Below are 18,588 nucleotides of genomic sequence, written 5' to 3'. Positions count from 1 at the left end.
CCTCTCCCCCGCGTGACCTGTCGCTCACCCCGACGGGCACCGCGCTGCGTACCCTGACGCACATGAGTCGCAGCTCCTCACGGCCCCGTCGCGCCCTGCGCGTGGACCAGGCGATCGTCACGCTGCTCGCCTTCGTCCTGGTGTCGGTGATGGGCGGGCTGCTCGGCGCGGCGCTCGTCATGCCGGCCGTGGCGACGACCGGCCAGGTCACGCGGGCCGGGACGGAGCTGTTCAGCGACCTGCCGGCCGAGCTCGGCATCCCCGAGCCCTCCGAGCGGTCGACGATCCTCGCCTCCGACGGCACGGTGCTCAGCACGTTCTACGCGGAGAACCGGATCGTCGTCGAGTCCGAGGCGATCGACGCCGACATGAAGAACGCCGTGGTGGCGATCGAGGACGAGCGGTTCTACGAGCACAACGGGGTCGACCTCCAGGGCATCATGCGGGCGACCGTCAACAACCTCACCGGCGGCGCGCTCGCCGGGGCGTCGACCCTCACGCAGCAGTACGTGAAGAACCTCCTCATCGAGCAGGGCCGCCGGTCCGGTGACGCGGAGGCCATCGAGGGCGCGGTCGAGACCTCGCTCGGCCGCAAGCTCCGCGAGGCCCAGCTCGCCATCGCGCTCGAGCAGCAGCAGTCGAAGGACCAGATCCTCACGGGCTACCTCAACATCGCCCAGTTCGGCCCGTCGGTCTACGGCGTGGAGTCGGCGGCGCAGCACTACTTCAACCACTCGGCCGCCGAGATGAGCGTCGCCGAGTCGGCCCTGCTGGCCGGCATCACGCAGTCCCCGGCCCGCTGGGACCCGGTCGCGCACCCGGACAACGCGGAGGTGCGCCGCAACCTCGTCCTCGACAACATGCTGCGGCTCGAGTACATCACCGACGAGCAGCACGAGGAGGCGGTGGGCACCCCGGTCGAGGAGATGCTCGACGTCACCTACACCCAGAACGGGTGCGGGGCCGCCGGCAACGCCGCCTACTTCTGCGACTACGTGGTCAAGGAGCTCCTCGCGAACGAGTCGTGGGGCGAGTCGCTGGCCGACCGGCAGGGGATGCTCTACCGCGGCGGCCTGACCATCACGACCACCATCGACCTCGAGCGGCAGGCCGCGGCCTACGAGACGGTGACCGCGAACGTCCCCGTCACGGACCCCTCGGACATCCGGATGGCGCTCAGCTCGATCGAGCCCGGCACCGGACGCATCCAGGCCATGGTCCAGAACACGAACTACGGGCCACCGATGGAGACGGACCAGGACGCCACGCTCATCAACCTCAACGTCGGCACGGACCGCGGCGGCGGCAACGGCTTCCTCACGGGGTCGCTGTTCAAGACGTTCACCCTCGTCGAGTGGGTGAACTCCGGTCACTCGATCCGTGACCGCGTCAACGCCACCGACCGCATGTTCCCCCGCGGGGAGTGGAACATCTCGTGCGCCCCGGAGCTGCGGGACAACTACGAGCCCGGCAACCTCGAGAGCGGCCTCGGCGCCGCCAACGGCATGGTCACCGTGCAGGACGCCACGGCCCGCTCGATCAACACCCCGTTCATCGAGATGGCCGCGGACATGGACCTGTGCGCGATCCTCGACACGACGGCCGCGATGGGCGTCGACACCCAGGCCAACGGCACCGAGATGATGCCGCGCCCCTCGATGGTGCTCGGCACGAACCAGAACACGCCCCTGCAGATCGCCGAGGCGTTCGCGACCCTCGCCGCCGGGGGCGTGCACTGCGACCCCGTCGCGATCCTCGAGGTCACCGACTCGGCCGGCAACGACGTGCCGGTGCCGCCCTCGAACTGCGCGGAGGTCCTCGCGCCGGAGGTGGCGGCGGAGGTGACGACGGCCCTGGAGTCGGTCGTCCAGCCCACGGCCACCGGGTCCAACGCCGTGCTCGAGGACAACCGTCCGGCGGCCGGCAAGACCGGTACCGCCAACGCCGACGCCGCCGCCTGGTTCTCCGGGTACACCCCCCAGCTCGCCACAGCGATCTGGATGGGCCACATCGACTCCAACGAGTCGATGTTCGACTCGACGATCAACGGCCAGTTCCACCCCGAGGTCTACGGCGGTCTCTACCCGGCGATGGTGTTCTCCGAGTACACGAACCGCGCCCTCGAGGGCGAGCCGGTGCTGCAGTTCCCGGACGCGACGGCGAACCGGCCCTCCACCTCGGACGACGACGACGAACCCAGCGTCGCCGTGCCCGACGTCGTCGGATACTCGGTCGACGACGCGACGACCCTCCTCGAACGCGCGGGCTTCGAGGTGAGCGTGGGCGCCGAGCGCTCGTCCGAGTGGCGCGCGGGCGGCGTCGCGGCGAGCAGCCCCGCCGCCGGCTCGTCCGCGCCGCGCGGGTCGACCGTCAACATCTACCCGTCCTCGGGCCCGGCGAGCGAGGAGCCGAGCTCCGAGCCGCCGACCACGCCGGATCCCACCACGGAGCCACCGGACGAGGACGACGGGACGGACGAGGACCCGACCACCGAGGCGCCGTCGGGCGGTGACGACTGATGGCCGCACCCTGGCGCGGCGTCCTGCGCAGCGTCGGCCGGGGGGCCGCCACGGTCGGACGCGCGGCGTGGCCGTACGCCCTGGCCGCCGTTCCCGCGGGCGTGGCCACGTGGGGCCTGGCCGAGACCCGGATGTTCACGCTGCGGCACGACCGCGTGACGACCCTGACCGCCGGCAGCGAGCCGCTGCGGATCCTCCACCTCTCGGACCTCCACCTGCTGCCCACCCAGCGAGCCAAGCTGCGCTGGCTGCGCTCGCTCAAGGACGTCGAGGTCGACCTCGTCGTGGTCACCGGTGACCTCATCGCCTCGCCCGACGCGATCGAGCCCCTGCGCCAGGCGCTCGGCGGCTTCCTCGACGTGCCGGGTTTCGTGGTGTTCGGATCGAACGACTACGTCGCCCCGCGCTGGCGCAACCCCCTGCGCTACCTCGCGGGCCCTTCCTCCGAGGACGAGGAGGACCACCCGCCGACGACTCCGCTGCCGACCGACGAGCTGCGCGCGATGCTCACCTCGGGGGCGTGGGTCGACCTGACCAACCGCCGGGGATCGGTCGAGGTGCGCGGCGTGCGCGTGACCGCGGTCGGCGTGGACGACCCCCACCTGGACCGGGACCGCTTCCCCGCCCCCGACGCCGAGGCGGCGGAGGTGCCCGAGGGGCCGAGCGTCCACCTCGGCGTCACCCACGCGCCCTACACGCGCGTGCTCGACGACATGGCCGACGACGGCTGCGACCTCATCCTCGCCGGGCACACGCACGGCGGGCAGGTGCGCGTGCCCTTCTACGGGGCGCTCGTGACGAACTGCGACCTCGACACCGGGCGCGCGTCCGGGCTGCACGGTTGGCCCGGCGAGCGCCCCGACCGCAAGGGCGGGGAGGTCTCGACCTGGCTGCACGTCTCGGCCGGCCTCGGCACGAGCCCCTACGCCCAGGTGCGGTTCGCGTGCCGGCCGGAGGCCACCGTGCTCACGCTCGTCACGCCCCGCGGCGAGGGCTGACCCCCGGAGGCACCGCCCGGGTGGGCGGCACCCGGTGGGCAGCACCGGTCGGTGTCCGCCGGTCGCGCGACGACAGGCGGGCTCGGACGTCACGCGGCCGCGGCATGTGTGGCGTGCCACCTGGTCGGCGGCAGGCGGGTGCCGGTCGAGCGGGTATTCTGGTCCGGTTGCCACGGGGTGTGGCGCAGCTTGGTAGCGCGCTTCGTTCGGGACGAAGAGGTCGCAGGTTCAAATCCTGTCACCCCGACCAGCTGGAGGGCCGTCGGCCTGCCGAGAGGCAGGGAGGCGGCCCTTCGTCATGCGTGGCCCCACGACGAGTCCCGGACACGAACGAGGGGCCGCAGGCTGTGTGCCTGCGGCCCCTCGTGAAGATCTGCGCTGTCCCGACGAGTCCCCCTGCGACCCGTCCGGACGGCGGAAGCAGATCCGTGGCGCATCCCGGCTGTCCCCCCGGATCGTCCGGGACGCGCCACGGTGTACTGCTGCGGACGCCCCCGCGCCCACAACCCATCTTGCCTTCCGCCCGGTCCGCACCTCACCCTCACGAGGGTGAATTCCCGGCCGGAAGTCTCCGTCCCGAGGAGGAGAGACCTCTCCCCACGCTCAGCCGCTGCGCGCGGCGCCGGAATGTGCTAGGAGGGGCAGGATCCGAGCGCCTGGTCGACGGTCGCCGCGTACTGCCGCGCGCCGTCGTTGCCCGGGTGGATGTGGTCCTGGCCGACGAGCTCCGGATCGTCCTCGACGGCGGCGTGCCAGTCGGCGACGACGACGCTCTCGTGCCGCTCGGCCGACTCGTGGATCGCCCCGTTCGCCTCCGGGATCCAGGTCGCGCTGTCCTGCCCGTAGCCGGTGACGAGGACGACGCACCTGTCCCCCGCGGCCTCGACCAGCTGGTCGATCTCGGACTCGCGGACGGTCCCGTTCGTCGCGCCGGCCACGACCACGTGGTCGGCGAGCGTGCCGGCCCGAGCCATCTGCTCGACGATCCCCACCTCGGAGCCGAACGAGCGGGAGACCTCCGCGTCGACGGTCACGCCGGGCAGCACCTCGCCGATGGCCGGACCGGACGCGAGCGTGACGGAGTCCCCGACCACGCTGACGTCGGCGCCGGCCACACCCGACCCGGCGCTGGGCGCGCCGTCTCCGGAGGGGGACTCCCCGGACGCGCTCTCGCCGCCCTCGCGCCCGCCCTGCCCCGGCTCGCCCTGCTCCGAGCGGGACTCACCGGACGGGGGCTCGTCGTCGTCGGGGCTCGCGCCGGTCGTTCCGGGCTCCCCCTCGGCGGACGGGTTCTCTCCGGCCGGGTCCTCGGCGCCGCCGGGCTCGCCGGTCGGGCCGTGCTCGTCCGCCCCGGCAGACCCGTCGCCGGCGCCGTCGTCCGGGGTCTCACCGGCGTCGGACCCGCCGGCGTCCCCGGTCTCGTCGGACTCGCCGGGCGCCGGATACGTCCGCACGCCGCCCGTGCCGGGCCCGGAGGCAAGGAGCTCCTCGGTCGAGGTGCGGTCGGGCGCCTGGTCGACCGCCCACGCGGTGCCGGTGAGGACGACCGCGGACGCGGCCACCACGGGCACGCCGAGGGTGAGAGACCGGCGCCTGAGCGAGGCGGCGGCGCCGCGGACGCCGAGGCGTCGCACGGGGGTCTCGACCCACCGGTAGCTCGCCTCGGCGGCGAGAACGGTGCCGGCGAGCACGCCGGCGGCGACGAGGCGGGGATCGGCGTAGGGCCATTGCGCCTGGGCGAGGACGAGGAGCGGCCAGTGCCACAGGTAGATGGAGTACGACCGCTCGCCGAGCCAGACGACCGGCGGCAGCTCGAGCACGCGGACGAGCGTGCGCCCGGCCGGCTGCTCGAGGACGGCGGGCGTCATCGCCTGCACCACGAGGGCGGCGAGGACCGAGGCGGCCAGCAGGAGCCACGGGGTGGCGAGGTCGCTCGCGGCCGAACCCACGACGGCGAGGACGACGAGGGCGAGCAGGGCAGCCCAACCGGCGCCCCCGCGGACGGCGGCCTGCACCGGACCGACGGTCCCCTCGGCGCTCCGGCGGGCGGGGTGCCCGGCGGGGTACCAGAGGCCGTCCCGGCTGCGCGGCCGGCCCGGGGCGAGCGCGAGGGCGAGCGCGGCGCCGAGCATGAGCCCGTAGAGGTGGGTGTCGGTGCCGAGGTAGGCGCGCGAGCCGCCGAGGCCGGCGGCCAGCGCGACCGAGGCCGCGCCGATCGTCAGCGCGAGCCAGGGGCGGACGCCGCGCGGCGCCTTCCAGACCAGGAGCAGGGCGAGCGGCCACACGAGGTAGAACTGCTGCTCGACCCCGAGGGACCACGCGTGGGTGAGGAGCGCCGGGGTCTGCTGGTCGAAGTAGCTCTGGCCGTCGGCGACCTGGAACCAGTTGGCGGTGAAGGTCAGGGTGCCGACGAGCTGGCGGCCGACCCGGACGAGCACGTCGCCGCCCACGAGCGCGGCGAGCGCGGTGACGGCGAGCGCGCACGTGACGACGGCCGGGGCGAGGCGCCTGACCCGTCGGACGACGAAGCCGGGGACGTCGACGGACCCCGTGCGGCCGATCTCGCGCACGAGCAGGGTGGTGATGAGGAAGCCCGAGACGACGAAGAAGACGTCGACGCCCACGTTCCCCGCCGGGGCGAGCCCGGGCAGCAGGTGGTAGACGAGGACGAGCGCGCAGCCGAGCGCGCGCAGGCCGTCCAGGCCCCGGATCCGTCCACCGATCGCCATGCCGTGTGCTCCCTCCGTTCGGCGCCACCCGCCGGGCGGCGCCCCCCTATGGAACACCATGAGTCACACGAGTAACAGCAGCCACGCTGGTTACGGCGTGCCGGAGCTGGGGACCACATGCGCACCGAGTGCTGCCCGGCCGCGAACGCCGAACGGCCCGTCCCTGCCGAGCTCGGCAGGGACGGGCCGCGTGCGGCTGTCCGGGGTCAGCGGCCGAGCTCGGCGGCGACCAGCTCCCCGATCTGGACGGTGTTGAGAGCGGCTCCCTTGCGCAGGTTGTCCCCGACGACGAACATCGCGATGCCGTGCCCGTCGGGCGCGGCACCGTCGGCGCGGACGCGACCGACCAGCGTCTCGTCGCGGCCGGTGCCCTTGAGCGGGGTCGGCAGGTCGTCGAGCGCCACGCCGGGGGCGGCCTCGAGCACCTCGAGGGCGCGCTCGGGGGTGAGCTCCCGCTCGAACTCGGCGTTGACGGCCATCCCGTGGCCGGTGAACGTGGGCACGCGCACGCACGTGCCGGACACGCGCAGCTCGGGCAGCTCGAGGATCTTGCGTGACTCGTTGCGCAGCTTCTGCTCCTCGTCGGTCTCCCGCGAGCCGTCGTCGACGAGGTTGCCGGCGAGGGCCACCACGTTGAAGGCGATCGGCTCGGCGTAGACCTCGGGGACCGGCAGGTCGATCGCGGAGCCGTCGAGCGCGAGCGCCTCGACGTCCTGCTCGACGCCGGCACGGATCTGGCCGGCCAGCTCCTTCACGCCGGCCACGCCGGAGCCGGAGACGGCCTGGTAGCTGGTGACGGTGAGCCGGACGAGCCCGGCGGCGTCGTGCAGCGCCTTGAGGGCCGGCATCGCGGCCATCGTCGTGCAGTTGGGGTTGGCGATGATGCCGTGCGGGCGGTTCGCCGCGGCGTGCGGGTTGACCTCGGACACGACCAGCGGGACCTCAGGGTCCTTGCGGAACGCCGAGGAGTTGTCGACCACCACGGCGCCGGCCTCGGCGAACCTCGGCGCCCACGTCCGCGAGGTGCCGCCGCCGGCGGAGAAGAGGGCGACGTCGATGCCCGCGAGCTCGGCGGTCTCGATGTCCTCGACCACGACCTCGCCACCGGCGAAGGGCAGCCGCGTGCCCGCCGAGCGCGCGGTGGCGACGAACCGGACCTGCTCCGGCGTGAGCCCCCGCTGCTCGAGGAGCGCGCGCATGACGCGCCCGACCTGGCCGGTCGCCCCGACCACCGCGACCTTGAGTCCTGTCATCGTCATCGTCCGGTCCCTCCGTACACGACCGCCTCGGTGTCCTCCGCGTCCAGGTCGAAAGCCGTGTGGACGGCGCGCACCGCGGCCTCGAGGTCCTCCGAGCGGGTGACGACGGAGATGCGGATCTCCGACGTCGAGATCATCTCGATGTTGATGCCCGCGTTGTACAGGGCGTCGAAGAGCCGGGCGGAGACGCCGGGGTTCGAGCGCATGCCGGCGCCGACCAGCGAGAGGAGTCCGACCTCCTCGTCCGCGCGGAGCTCGCCGTAGCCGATCTCCTCGCGCGCCGCCTCGAGCGCGCGGCGGGCGGCCGCGACCTGGTCGGTCGGCAGCGTGAAGGAGATGTCCGTCGTCCCCGTCGCCTTCGCGGAGACGTTCTGGACGATCATGTCGATGTTCGCCTCGGCGGCGGCCACGACCCGGAACAGGCGCGACGCGGAGCCCGGGATGTCCGGCACGTCGACCACCGTGATCTTGCTCTGGCTCTGGTCGTGGGCGATGCCGGAGATGATCGGCTCTTCCATGTCGTCTCCTTCGTACGTGTTCTCGGAGGTGACCAGCGTCCCCTCCAGGTGCGAGAACGACGAGCGCACGTGCAGCGGCACGCCGTAGCGGCGGGCGAACTCGACGGCCCGCAGGTGAAGGATCTTCGCGCCGTGGGACGCGAGCTCGAGGGTCTCCTCGAACGAGATCCGGTCGATCTTCCGCGCCTTGGGCACGATCCGCGGGTCCGCGGTGAACAGGCCGTCGACGTCGGAGAAGATCTCGCAGACGTCGGCGTCCAGCGCGGCGGCGAGCGCCACGGCGGTCGTGTCGGAGCCGCCGCGGCCGAGCGTGGTGACGTCGTTGTTCTCGTTGACGCCCTGGAACCCGGCGACGATGGCGACCTGCCCGTCGTCGAGGGTCTTGAGGATCCGGCCGGGCGCCATCTTGAGGATCGAGGCTCGCCCGTAGGACGTGTCCGTGACGAGGCCGGCCTGCTGCCCCGTGTAGGAGCGGGCGCTCACGCCCTCGGCGGTCAGCGCCATCGCCAGCAGCGACATGGAGATGCGTTCCCCCGCGGTGAGGAGGATGTCGAGCTCGCGGGCGGGCGGATCGTCCGTCACCTGACCGGCGAGGTCGAGCAGGTCGTCCGTCGTGTCACCCATCGCGGAGACGACGACCACCACCTCGTGGCCGGCCTTCCGCGTGGCGGCGACCCGGCGCGCGACCCGCCGCATCGCCTCGGCGTCACTGACGGAGGACCCGCCGAACTTCTGCACGACACGTGCCACTGGTGGTGCCTCCAAGATCTCGTCGGTGGACCGACGGTCAGGGCACCGCCGACTCCGTCGTGCCGACAAGGATAGGGGGGTGCCCGGAAGGTGGACAGGTGGTCCCGGTCCGCGGACCTGAGTGACGGCTCACGCGGACACCCCGGTGGCTACCACCAGCCGAGCTCGTCGCCCATCTGCCAGCCGAGCCGCAGGACGAGCACCGACACGACGACGACGAACACCACCCGGACGAACCCCGATCCGCGCGCGACCGCCATGCGTGCGCCGAGGTAGCCGCCGGCGAGGTTGCCGACGCCGACGGCGAGACCGGCCGCCCACACCACGTGCCCGGCGGGGACGAAGAAGAGGAGCGCGCCGAGGTTGGTCGCGACGTTGACGATCTTCGCGATGCCCGAGGCCTGGAGGAACGCGTAGCCGAGCAGGCCGACGAGGCTGATGACGAGGAACGACCCGGTGCCCGGGCCGATGACCCCGTCGTACAGGCCGATGACGGCGCCGATCCCGCAGGCGGCCGCGAGGTGGCGCGCACCGGTGAGCCGCAGCGCGTTGTCGCGGCCCACGTTCGGGCGCGCCACGGTGTAGACGAGGACCGCGACGCAGGCCGCGAGGATGATCGGCGTGAACGCCTGCTCGGGGATCGAGGAGGCGATGACGGCGCCGCCGATCGCCGCGAGCAGAGCCGCACCCGCCATCGGGAGGGCGGTGCGCAGGTCGACGTAAACGCGGCGGTAGTAGGTGATCGAGCTGACGGTCGTGCCCATGATCGAGCCGACCTTGTTGGTCGCGACGGCCGCGAGCGGGCTCATGCCCGGCACGAGGAGGAGGGCGGGAAGCTGGATGAGGCCGCCGCCGCCGACGACGGCGTCCACCCAGCCGGCGGCGAGCCCGCCGAGGACCAGCAGGAGGAGGACCGTGAGGTCGATCTCGGGCATGACCGGGGGTCAGGAGGAGATGCGCGTGCGGCCCTCGAACGACCGGCCGAGGGTGACCTCGTCGGCGTAGTCGAGGTCGCCACCGGCGGGGAGCCCGACGGCCAGGCGGGAGACCGGGATCTCGAGCTGGCCGAGCAGGCGGATGAGGTAGGTGGCCGTGGCCTCGCCCTCGATGTTCGGGTCCATGGCGAGGATGACCTCCTCGACCGGGTGCTTGCCGATACGCGTGAGCAGGTCGGCGATCCGCAGGTCGTTCGGCCCGATGCCGCGCAGCGGGTCGATGACGCCACCGAGCACGTGGTAGCGGCCCCGGAACTCGCGGGTGCGCTCGATGGCCACGACGTCCTTGGGCTCCTCGACCACGCAGAGCAGCGCGTAGGTGCGGCGCTCGTCGGCGCAGATGCGGCACAGCTCGGCCTCGGCGACGTTCCCGCACTCGTCGCAGAAGCGGACCTTGGCCTTGACCTCGACCAGCGCGGTGGCGAGGCGGGCGATGTCGTCCGGCTCGGCCGCGAGCACGTGGAACGCGATGCGCTGGGCAGACTTCGGACCGATCCCGGGCAGCTGCCCGAGCTCGTCGATCAGATCCTGAACAGCGCCGTCGTACACGCGGGCAGCCTACGTCCCCGGGGGGACGTCGGAGCTCGGCGACCGCCTCTCGAGGATCCGCGCGCCGAACGCGGAGATCAGCAGGTCCACGCCCATGAGCCCGGACTGCTCGGCGTCCTCGTCGTCCGGCGAGGGCTGGTCGTCCGCCGGGTCGACCCGCGGGACGCCGAACCCGCCCGGGCTCGGCGGCTGCCCGGGTCCCGCCGGGTGGGGGTCGGGGGTCCCGTCGAGCGGGCGCTGGCCGGGCAGGACGACGGGCGCCTCCGGACCGTCGTCCTCGGGCGCGTAACGGTCGTCCGGCGGCGGGTAGTCGTCGTTCGGCCGGTCGGTGCTCTCACCGTCGTCGTCGGTCCCGTGGTCCGGCCCGACGACGGAGCTCTCGTCGACGGCCTCGTCCACCGGTGCGCGGTCGCCGGCCGGCTCCGACCAGCCGTCCTCGGTGGTGATGTCGGGGCCGGGGAGGTCGGCGAGGTCGTCCTCGTCGGGGCTCGGGGCCGCGACGGGACCCGTGGGGGTGACGGTCGAGGCGGGAACGGAGGGCGGGACCGCGGAGGTCGTTGCGGGTGCGGGCGCGGCTGGAACAGTGGCGCCAGGAATGGCGGCGGGGTCAGGGGCGACAGAACCCGCTGCCACGGAGGGTGCGCTCGGTCCCGGATCCTCGGCCGCGGCGGCGCGCAGGGCGCGCCCGGGTACGGCGACGGCGGGCCAACCGTCCGGGCCGACCGGGGCCGGCTCGGGCGCTCGCGGGGCCGGGTCGGGGCGGGCGGGAGCGGCGGGTGCCGGGCCGGCGGTCGGGTCGGCAGTCGGGTCGGCCACACGGTCGTCGTCGGCGTTCGGCTCGGCGTGAGCGTCCGTGGACGGACCATCATCGACGTGCGGCTCGGCGTGGGCGTCGGAGGACGGGCCGCCGTCCGGGTCGACGGCGAGCTCACCCTCGGGCGTCAGCGGGACGCCGGGAGCTGCGCCCGGCGCGTCCGTCGGAACGTCGTCCGGTCGACCATGACCGGTGTCGTCACTGGGCCGGCGATGACCGGGGTCGTCGTCGGACCCGTTGCCGCGCGAGCCGACGGGGCGCTCCGGACGGGGCGAACGACCGCGCGCACCGGCACCCTGGCCACCCGCTCCCCCACCCGGGGCCGGAGCGGCTCCCGCGATGCCGGCGGTCGCCCGGAGCCGCACGCCGAAGGTGCGCCGGAGCGCTTCCTCGACCGGCTCCGCGTGCCCGCCGTTGCGGAACGCGTCGGCCAGGCCGGCGCTCGGGAAGTCGAGCCGCACCTCGTCGGCCGTGACGCCGCCGACGACCGCGTTCTGGGACACGAGCGCCCAGGAGGCACGCCGCAGACCCGCCAGGACCTCGACGACCTCGAACCAGCGTCCGGCCACGGCCTCGGGGCCGATGCCGTCGGCCCCGCCGGCGTCCGGTGGGGTCGCGTCGGCGGGAGCCGGGGCGCCGGCGGTCGCGGAGGTGTCGGGCGCAGGCCGCCCGCCGTCCTGGCCGGTGCTCGGCCCGGGTGCCGGGCCCGGAACCGACGCGGGCTCCTCCTCGCGCGCCGGCGGTGCCGACCGCTCGGGTACCTGTCGGGGAGCTGACGCGGTCTGCTGCTCGGGCGCCGACGGGTCACTCCGGACCAGCGACGGTTCCTGCGCGGACGAGGCCGGCTGCACGGCCGCCGGCGCGGAGTCCGGCGCCGGCCGGCTCGCTCCGGGGGGCGAGAGCAGGTCGCGCCAGTCCGGTGCGGCGGGCGCGGCCGCCTGCGGCTCGGACGTGCCACGGCCCGGGGTCACTGCGCCTCCACCGGCATTCGCACCGACGCCCTCCCGCGCGCGGCTCGGCTCGGCCGCGCCACGGCCGCCCGCCGGCGCACCGCCGTGCTCCGACGATGCCTCCGCCCCCGTCGCGCCACCTGGGCCGCCGGGCCCCGCCGTCGGGCGACCGCCAGGTGAGGTCCCGTCGGACGGTCGCCCGCCGTCGAGCGTGCGTCGATCCGAAGGTGCGCTCCCCCCGGCCCTAGAGGACTGCGGGAGCGAGGCTCCGGCGTCGTGCGCGGGAACTGACCCGGAGGCGAGCGCCTGCTCGACCGTCTCGACCCGCGCGAGGATGCCGGCCTCGGCGTCCCCGACGCCGGGCAGGAGGATCCGCGCGCAGAGCAGCTCGAGGTGCAGGCGCGGGCTCGTCGCGCCGGTCATCTCGGACAGGGCGGCGTTGGTGAGGTCGGCCGACCGGCTGAGGCGGGCGGGGCCCATCCGCTGAGCCTGCTCCTGCATGCGCGTGAGCTGGTCCTGGGGCACGCCGCGCAGGACGGTCTCCGCCTGCTCGCCGGCGACTGACAGGACGACGAGGTCGCGCAGGCGCTCGAGGAGGTCCTCGACGAAGCGCCGGGGGTCGTGGCCGGTGGCCACCACGTCGTCCACGACGTCGAAGAGCGCGGCCCCGTCCCGGTCGGCGAGGGCGTCGACGACCGAGTCGAGCAGCGCGGAGTCGGTGAATCCGAGCAGCGCGGAGGCGCGGTCGAGCGCGAGGGTGCCGCCGGACGAGCCCGCGACGAGCTGGTCGAGCACCGACAGGGAGTCCCGGACGGACCCGCCGCCCGCGCGAACGACCATCGGCAGCACGCCCTCGGCGACGTCGACGCCCTCGGCCTGCGCGAGCGAACCGAGGTAGCCGGTGAGGACCCGGGGGCCCACGAGCCGGAACGGGTAGTGGTGGGTGCGCGACCTGATGGTGCCGATGACCTTCTCGGGCTCCGTCGTGGCGAACACGAACTTCACGTGCTCCGGCGGCTCCTCGACGAGCTTGAGCAGCGCGTTGAACCCCTGCGGGGTGACCATGTGCGCCTCGTCGAGGATGAACACCTTGTAGCGGTCCCGCACCGGCGCGTACGAGGCGCGCTCGCGCAGCTCGCGAGCGTCGTCGACGCCGTTGTGGCTGGCCGCGTCGATCTCGACGACGTCGAGCGACCCCGGCCCCCCGCGCGCGAGCTCGACGCACGAGTCGCAGGTCCCGCACGGAGTGTCGGTCGGTCCCTGCGCGCAGTTGAGGCAGCGGGCGAGGATGCGCGCCGAGGTGGTCTTGCCGCAGCCGCGCGGGCCGGAGAACAGGTAGGCGTGCGTGATGCGGCCGGTGCGCAGCGCCGCCATCAGCGGTTCGGTGACGTGCTCCTGACCCACGACCTCCTGGAAGGTGTCCGGGCGGTACCGGCGGTACAGGGCTGTCGTCACGGGGTCGACCCTAACCGGGGGCGGGGACGTCGCGCGGCGCGCAGGGACGACCTGGGGACGAAGGTGCAGCCCGAGTGGTTGTGGAGCCGGGATGTGCGTGCGTCGTCGCACGGGCGTCCGGGCATGAAGGGACCCCCCGCGCACCCGGTAGAGCCCGCCTACCCTTGCTGCCTTCCGGCCCTGGGGGGGTTCAGCGAGATGCCGCCGCACGGGGGGTCTGCCGGGCAGTCTACAAGCCGTCGGGCCCGACGCCGAGGACTGTGGCCCGTCCCTCGCCCGAGGGGGGCGAGGGGGCCGGTCGGCTCGGGTACGCTGGATCCTCGGTACCGCGAGCTCCGGCCCGCGGCCCAGGAGGATTCGCCTAGTGGCCTATGGCGCACGCTTGGAAAGCGTGTTGGGTGCAAGCCCTCGGGGGTTCGAATCCCCCATCCTCCGCAGGGAGAAGCCCCGGATCCGCAAGGGTCCGGGGTTTTTCGTTGCCACGCCGCCGTTTCCGGCCCTCTGTCCTGTTGTCAGTAGTAGGCACTAGTATGCACCTATAGGCAGGATATTAGGACTATGACAGGACGCCGTCAAGGACGGAGCGAGGACCACATGGCGAGCAAGCCGGCGAAGAAGCTGCCGCGGGGCATCGACCGGCGCACCGACGGCATGTTCCGCGCGCGCGTTACGTGGCGCGGGCATCAGTACTCGATTGGTTCGTTCTGGACGATCGGCGACGCACGTGCTGCCCTCGAGATCGCTCGGAGCGAGATCGCCCGGCAGGTGTTCATCCCGCCCGCCGAGCAGCGCCGCACGATCCGGGACGAAGAGCAGCTGGCCCGCCTGAACGCGCTCACCGTCAAGGAATGGTCCGAGGACTGGCTCAAGCGCCTCGAGTCGCTCGACAAGGCCGAGGGCACTCTGAGGTCCTACCGCTCGACCCTCAAGGTCCACGTGCTCGAGAAGCTCGGACGCCGCCAGCTCGTCAGCATCACGCCGGCGGAGATCGACGAGTTGATCGACGAGGTGAAGGCGCGCGGCGGTCCGTGGATGAACGTCGCGCGCACGGTCCGCGCAATGTTCCACGCCGCCGTCGCCGCCCGGGCCGGCGGACTCACCGAGTCGCCCGTGCAAGTGTCCGTCCCGAAGGAGGCCCGCACGGTCGAGCGCATCGACGGCGAGGACATCGCGTCCCCTGCGGACGTCCGTGCCATGGCGGCCGGGATGCCGGAGCACCTGCGCATCGCCGTGATGCTGGCCGCGTGGTGCGCACTCCGCCAGGGTGAGGTGCTCGGGCTGCAGCGGCGCGACTTCGAGCACCTCGACGACCCGACCAGGACCCTGCTGCACGTGCGCCGGCAGTGGAACTCCAAGGCGACCCCGCCCGGCTACACGGCGCCGAAGTCCGGTTCGGTGGGAGCCGTCGCGGTCCCCGCCTCGGTCGTCCCCGAGCTCGCCCGGCACGTCGAGCGATTCGTCGCGCCGGACCCCACCGCGCCGCTGCTGCCGAGCCCACGAGACTCGCGGGCTCCGATCTCACAATCCGCGTTCGACCGCGCGTGGAGGGTCGCCCGGGATGCCGTTCGTCCCGGGTTCCGCTTCCACGCGCTACGACACACCGGCCTCACCGAGTACGGGAAGGCCGGCGCGACGCTCGAGGACCTCAAGCGGCGCGGCCGGCACCGGAACATCGAGACCGCGATGCGCTACCAGCACTCAACCGCTCAGCGGGACCGCGAGCTCACGGACCGGCTGAACGCGACGATCGGGGACGGACGATGAGGGTGACCGCAATGTGGATCGTCTGCGACTCCCCAAAACACCCGGGGAAGACAGCCAACGTGGCACTGTTCGCGCCGGCCGCCGACGTTAGTGCGCGACTGCTCGCCCCTCGCGAAAGCGGGTGGGTCATGGTGAACCACACGCCGAGTGGACCGGCGCGCCCGAACCTCGCGGGCCTCGCTGACGCGCCGAGCTCGTCTACGTGGGTGCTCTCCGAGGACGATGAACGCAACCGGGCCGCGCGGCCACTCCTCGAGGGACTGTTCCCCGGGCAGGCCGCAATCGCCCCTGGGCCGACGCACAATCAGACGTCGCTCGAGTGCCGGTACTGCTCCGAAACAGTCCGGGCCACGTCGTCGGCCCTCGACACCGCGCTCGACCTCGTGCGCACTCAAGGCGTGTCGCGCATCAATCTGCACACCCTTGCGCGTATCCTGACCCGCGTATGACGAGCGGTGGCGACACCACCGCGGTAATGCCTCCTAGTGGACGGCGCTCTTTCAGCGTCCCCAGGAGGCATTTCTCATGTCCCGCCCCACCCCAGGACTTCACGACGAGCTCCTGACGATCCCGAGGTCCGCCGAGATTCTCGGCACCTCGAGAGACACCGTCCGCCGGATGATCTCTCGCGGCGAGCTCAAGGCCGTGAGATTCGGCCGGAACATCCGCATCCGCCCTCACGACCTCGAGAAGGCGCTCAAGCCGGTCACCACGTACCGCGGCGGTGATCGCGTTGCTTGAGCCCAGACATGCCGCCGCCCCCGGCCGCACAACCGGGGGCGAGCGAGAGAACTGCGAAGCAGACCAACCGATCCCAAGCCTAGTCGACGCGGCTGACGTCAGCCCGGCCGCCACGCCCCTGCCGACGATCTCCGAGCACGACGTCGTCGAGCACGTCAGCGACGCGCTCGTCCTCGTCCTCTACTCGCCGAAGAACAACAGGTTCCGCCGGCGCGTGCTGTTCAATCTGCCGGCCGCGCAGGCCGCGGTGCGCAGGGCGGACGAGCGCGGCGACGCGGCGTGGATCGTCCTGTCTCGGATCGTGCCCGAGGCGGTGGTTCGGTGATCTCGCCAGACCTGTGGGCGATGGCCCCGCGCGCGCAGACCATCGCGCTCGAGTGGTTCGAAGCCGGCTACGTGGCCGGGGTCGAGGTCGGTCGTCGTCTCGAGGAGGCCGAGCTCGCAGCGATCCAGCGGGTCGCGGTCGCGTCAGCTCGAGGTGCTGCCGACCGGGGCCCGTTCGCGCTCGCCGCCGAGCGTCGTGGTGAGCACGAACGTGCGGCTCGTCAGCGGGCGTTGCTCGCGGATCGGGGGATCTCGTGAGCGAGCAGAAGAGCATCTACGAGCTGTTCGACAAGCCGGCAGCGGAGGACGTCCCCGGCGGTGAAGACCCGTTCGAGGTCGCGTCGACGTCCGCCGCTTCCGCACGTTCCGCCGCTCCCTCCGGTTCATATGAGGGGGTGGGGGGTGAAGCGGCGGAGACCGGCGGAGCCCTGCTCGACGAGGTGCGGGCGTGGCTCGCCCGGCACATCGTCGTGATGCAGCCCGGAGACCTTGACGTGCTGACCCTGTGGGCCGCACACACTCACGTCGCCCCGAGGCTCTACACGACTCCGCGACTCCAGATCGACTCTCCGGTGCCCGAGTCCGGGAAGACGACCGTCCTGGAGCACCTCGAGCGGCTCACGTACCGGCCCATCCAGGCGTCGTCGCTCTCGTCGCCGGCGCTGCTCGCCAGGGTGGTCGGGGAGGACCCGCGCACGGTCCTGCTCGACGAGGTCGACCGGACGCTCGACCCGAAGAGGGACGGCGTCGGGGAGATCGTCGCGATCCTCAACTCGGGATACAAGGTCGGCGGCACCCGGCCGACGCTCGTCCCGGTCAAGGGCGGCAGCTGGGAGGCCAAGGAGTTCTCGACGTTCGCCCCCGTCGCGATGGCCGGCAACCAGCCCCAGCTGCCCGACGACACCCGGACCCGGATCGTGCGCGTGCTGCTCCTGCCGGACTGGCGCGGACAGGCCGAGGAATCGGACTGGGAGCTCAAGGACGACGAGGCTCGTGACCTCGGCGACCGCCTGTTCCGGTGGGGCGTGACGGCCAACGTCACCGAGCGCCCCGAGCTCCCGCCCGGCGTCGTGGGCCGGTTCCGAGAGAAGTGGCTCCCGCTCGCCCGGGTCGCCAACGCCGCCGGCGGCCGGTGGCTCGAGACCGTGCGCGAGCTCGCCGCCGAGGACGTCGAACAGGTCCGCCGAGATCGAGAGGAAGGACTCGCCGTGGAGAAGCCCGCTGTCCTGCTGCTGCGTCACATCGTCCAGGGCTGGCCCGAGGGGGAGAAGTTCTGGCGCACGACCGAGCTCGTCGACTCCCTGGTCGCCTGGCACCCCGACATGTGGGGCGACAGCTCGAGCTACGGCAAGGCCCTGACCGCTCAGCGACTCGGACGCATGCTCAGCAGTGGCTACGGCATCCGCAGCACGCGCGAGGACATCGCAGTGAAGGACAGCCCACGCGGGTACCGACGCGACCAGTTCGGGGCCGCTGCCGAGGCTCTGACGTCACGTTCCGCCGGTCCGCCGGTCTCCGCCACTACCCCTCCCATCAAACCGGAGGCACCGGCGGAAGCGTCGGAACCGGCGGCACCCGGTTCGACCACCTGCTCGGTCTGCGGGACCGCCCTCGCGTTCGACGACGGCACCGGCACACACCCGTCCTGCGACACCGGGAGGGCGGCATGACGATCCCGCTGCTCGCCACCGAGGACCAGCTCGCCGCGCACGGCCGGCTGCTGGCCCGCGTCGCGGAGCTCGACCCCGAGGACGTGCCGTGCCTGCGCATCCCGGACCCGCTGTGGACGACCGAGGACGCCGACGATGCCCGGTTCGTCGCCCGGCTGTGTGCCGACTGCCCACTGCTGGACCGCTGCCGCGACTACGCCCTGACGTTCCACGAGCCCGTGGGCGTCTGGGGCGGCCTGACCCCCACCGAGAGACGACAGACCCGACGGAGGACCGCATGACGACCACGACGACCGACCACCGCACCGAGGAGAGCCCCGTGACCGACACCGACATCAGCGTCGAGCCCCTGCCGGCCCCGTACATCTGCCGTGGCTGCGCGCACCCGCGCTACGCGCTCGTCACCCTGCGCCGCATGGCCCTCGCGCAGCGTCGCTGCACCAAGTGCGGCGACCAGCTGATCCCGAGCCCCGAGGGACAGGCGTCGTGATCCCCCTGCCAGACCCACAGACCTCCGTCGCCGACCGGCGACGGACCAACCGAAAGGAACGCA

16 protein-coding genes, 2 tRNA genes and 1 other RNA gene are annotated in these 18,588 nt (G+C 73.0%); 12 read left to right on the top strand and 7 right to left on the bottom strand.

What is annotated here, in order from left to right:
• Window positions 1–62 precede the first annotated feature (62 nt).
• The 3 genes from ACZLMO_RS00695 to ACZLMO_RS00685 all read left to right on the top strand — a co-directional run bounded on the left by ACZLMO_RS00695 (window position 63) and on the right by ACZLMO_RS00685 (window position 3,767).
• Window positions 63–2,519, top strand: coding sequence for a transglycosylase domain-containing protein (locus ACZLMO_RS00695; protein ID WP_463652599.1), 2,457 nt, complete (start codon window positions 63–65; stop codon window positions 2,517–2,519).
• Window positions 2,519–3,517: a metallophosphoesterase gene (locus ACZLMO_RS00690; RefSeq protein ID WP_463652598.1), complete on the top strand. Its 999-nt coding sequence runs from the start codon at window positions 2,519–2,521 to the stop codon at window positions 3,515–3,517. The genes ACZLMO_RS00695 and ACZLMO_RS00690 overlap by 1 nt, the downstream gene beginning before the upstream one ends.
• Before the next feature lie 173 nt (window positions 3,518–3,690).
• Window positions 3,691–3,767: transfer RNA gene (locus ACZLMO_RS00685), tRNA-Pro, on the top strand.
• A 382-nt stretch (window positions 3,768–4,149) separates the two neighbouring features.
• Here ACZLMO_RS00685 and ACZLMO_RS00680 read toward each other — a convergent pair.
• The 7 genes from ACZLMO_RS00680 to ffs form a co-directional block, all read right to left on the bottom strand.
• Window positions 4,150–6,246 carry an acyltransferase family protein gene (locus ACZLMO_RS00680; RefSeq protein WP_463652597.1) on the bottom strand — a complete coding sequence of 699 codons (2,097 nt, stop codon included), beginning with the start codon at window positions 6,244–6,246 and terminating at the stop codon, window positions 4,150–4,152.
• Window positions 6,247–6,452: 206 nt separating this feature from the next.
• The gene (locus ACZLMO_RS00675; protein WP_463652596.1) at window positions 6,453–7,505 is read right to left on the bottom strand and encodes an aspartate-semialdehyde dehydrogenase; all 1,053 of its coding nucleotides are present in this window, start codon (window positions 7,503–7,505) and stop codon (window positions 6,453–6,455) included.
• Entirely contained in the window at window positions 7,502–8,773 is a 1,272-nt protein-coding gene (locus ACZLMO_RS00670) for an aspartate kinase (RefSeq protein ID WP_425714359.1), read from the bottom strand. Before ACZLMO_RS00670 ends, ACZLMO_RS00675 begins: the two co-directional genes overlap by 4 nt.
• A gap of 149 nt (window positions 8,774–8,922) precedes the next feature.
• Entirely contained in the window at window positions 8,923–9,708 is a 786-nt protein-coding gene (locus ACZLMO_RS00665) for a TSUP family transporter (protein ID WP_463652595.1), read from the bottom strand.
• A 9-nt stretch (window positions 9,709–9,717) separates the two neighbouring features.
• Window positions 9,718–10,317, bottom strand: coding sequence for a recombination mediator RecR (gene recR / locus ACZLMO_RS00660; RefSeq protein ID WP_425714357.1), 600 nt, complete (start codon window positions 10,315–10,317; stop codon window positions 9,718–9,720).
• Between the two features lie 9 nt (window positions 10,318–10,326).
• Complete coding sequence (locus tag ACZLMO_RS00655; protein ID WP_463652594.1) at window positions 10,327–13,536, bottom strand: DNA polymerase III subunit gamma and tau; 3,210 nt, start codon at window positions 13,534–13,536, stop codon at window positions 10,327–10,329.
• A gap of 124 nt (window positions 13,537–13,660) precedes the next feature.
• An RNA gene (gene ffs / locus ACZLMO_RS00650) (signal recognition particle sRNA small type) lies at window positions 13,661–13,757 on the bottom strand.
• A gap of 129 nt (window positions 13,758–13,886) precedes the next feature.
• On the opposite strand from ffs, the gene ACZLMO_RS00645 reads away from it, so the two are divergent.
• From ACZLMO_RS00645 to ACZLMO_RS00605, 9 genes are all read left to right on the top strand, one after another.
• Window positions 13,887–13,971: transfer RNA gene (locus ACZLMO_RS00645), tRNA-Ser, on the top strand.
• A gap of 159 nt (window positions 13,972–14,130) precedes the next feature.
• Window positions 14,131–15,300, top strand: coding sequence for a tyrosine-type recombinase/integrase (locus ACZLMO_RS00640; protein WP_463652593.1), 1,170 nt, complete (start codon window positions 14,131–14,133; stop codon window positions 15,298–15,300).
• Between the two features lie 206 nt (window positions 15,301–15,506).
• Window positions 15,507–15,749 carry a hypothetical protein gene (locus tag ACZLMO_RS00635; RefSeq protein WP_425714354.1) on the top strand — a complete coding sequence of 81 codons (243 nt, stop codon included), beginning with the start codon at window positions 15,507–15,509 and terminating at the stop codon, window positions 15,747–15,749.
• Between the two features lie 76 nt (window positions 15,750–15,825).
• A complete protein-coding gene (locus ACZLMO_RS00630) occupies window positions 15,826–16,041 on the top strand; it encodes a helix-turn-helix domain-containing protein (RefSeq protein WP_425714353.1) in 216 nt (71 codons plus the stop codon).
• Window positions 16,034–16,366, top strand: a complete 333-nt coding sequence (locus ACZLMO_RS00625) for a hypothetical protein (RefSeq protein WP_463652592.1) — start codon at window positions 16,034–16,036, stop codon at window positions 16,364–16,366. Before ACZLMO_RS00630 ends, ACZLMO_RS00625 begins: the two co-directional genes overlap by 8 nt.
• A complete protein-coding gene (locus tag ACZLMO_RS00620) occupies window positions 16,363–16,623 on the top strand; it encodes a hypothetical protein (protein WP_425714351.1) in 261 nt (86 codons plus the stop codon). The genes ACZLMO_RS00625 and ACZLMO_RS00620 overlap by 4 nt, the downstream gene beginning before the upstream one ends.
• Complete coding sequence (locus ACZLMO_RS00615) at window positions 16,620–18,035, top strand: DUF3631 domain-containing protein (protein ID WP_425714350.1); 1,416 nt, start codon at window positions 16,620–16,622, stop codon at window positions 18,033–18,035. The genes ACZLMO_RS00620 and ACZLMO_RS00615 overlap by 4 nt, the downstream gene beginning before the upstream one ends.
• Window positions 18,032–18,316, top strand: coding sequence for a WhiB family transcriptional regulator (locus tag ACZLMO_RS00610; RefSeq protein ID WP_463652591.1), 285 nt, complete (start codon window positions 18,032–18,034; stop codon window positions 18,314–18,316). Before ACZLMO_RS00615 ends, ACZLMO_RS00610 begins: the two co-directional genes overlap by 4 nt.
• Window positions 18,313–18,525 (top strand): hypothetical protein, encoded by a 213-nt coding sequence (locus ACZLMO_RS00605; protein WP_463652590.1) that lies wholly within the window; start codon window positions 18,313–18,315, stop codon window positions 18,523–18,525. The genes ACZLMO_RS00610 and ACZLMO_RS00605 overlap by 4 nt, the downstream gene beginning before the upstream one ends.
• Window positions 18,526–18,588 lie beyond the last annotated feature (63 nt).

The organism is Georgenia sp. G2120 (assembly GCF_055326485.1).
The sequence above is the reverse complement of the archived record's forward strand: the minus strand, read 5'-3'. Positions and strand labels throughout refer to the sequence as shown.

Bases quoted from the DNA above. Each gene is read 5' to 3' on its own strand.
- ACZLMO_RS00695 (WP_463652599.1), top strand. From the start codon at position 63: ATGAGTCGCAGCTCCTCACGGCCCCGTCGCGCCCTGCGCGTGGACCAG.
- ACZLMO_RS00690 (WP_463652598.1), top strand. From the start codon at position 2,519: ATGGCCGCACCCTGGCGCGGCGTCCTGCGCAGCGTCGGCCGGGGGGCC.
- ACZLMO_RS00680 (WP_463652597.1), bottom strand. From the start codon at position 6,246: ATGGCGATCGGTGGACGGATCCGGGGCCTGGACGGCCTGCGCGCGCTC.
- ACZLMO_RS00675 (WP_463652596.1), bottom strand. From the start codon at position 7,505: ATGACGATGACAGGACTCAAGGTCGCGGTGGTCGGGGCGACCGGCCAG.
- ACZLMO_RS00665 (WP_463652595.1), bottom strand. From the start codon at position 9,708: ATGCCCGAGATCGACCTCACGGTCCTCCTCCTGCTGGTCCTCGGCGGG.
- ACZLMO_RS00640 (WP_463652593.1), top strand. From the start codon at position 14,131: ATGGCGAGCAAGCCGGCGAAGAAGCTGCCGCGGGGCATCGACCGGCGC.
- ACZLMO_RS00630 (WP_425714353.1), top strand. From the start codon at position 15,826: ATGTCCCGCCCCACCCCAGGACTTCACGACGAGCTCCTGACGATCCCG.
- ACZLMO_RS00610 (WP_463652591.1), top strand. From the start codon at position 18,032: ATGACGATCCCGCTGCTCGCCACCGAGGACCAGCTCGCCGCGCACGGC.
- ACZLMO_RS00605 (WP_463652590.1), top strand. From the start codon at position 18,313: ATGACGACCACGACGACCGACCACCGCACCGAGGAGAGCCCCGTGACC.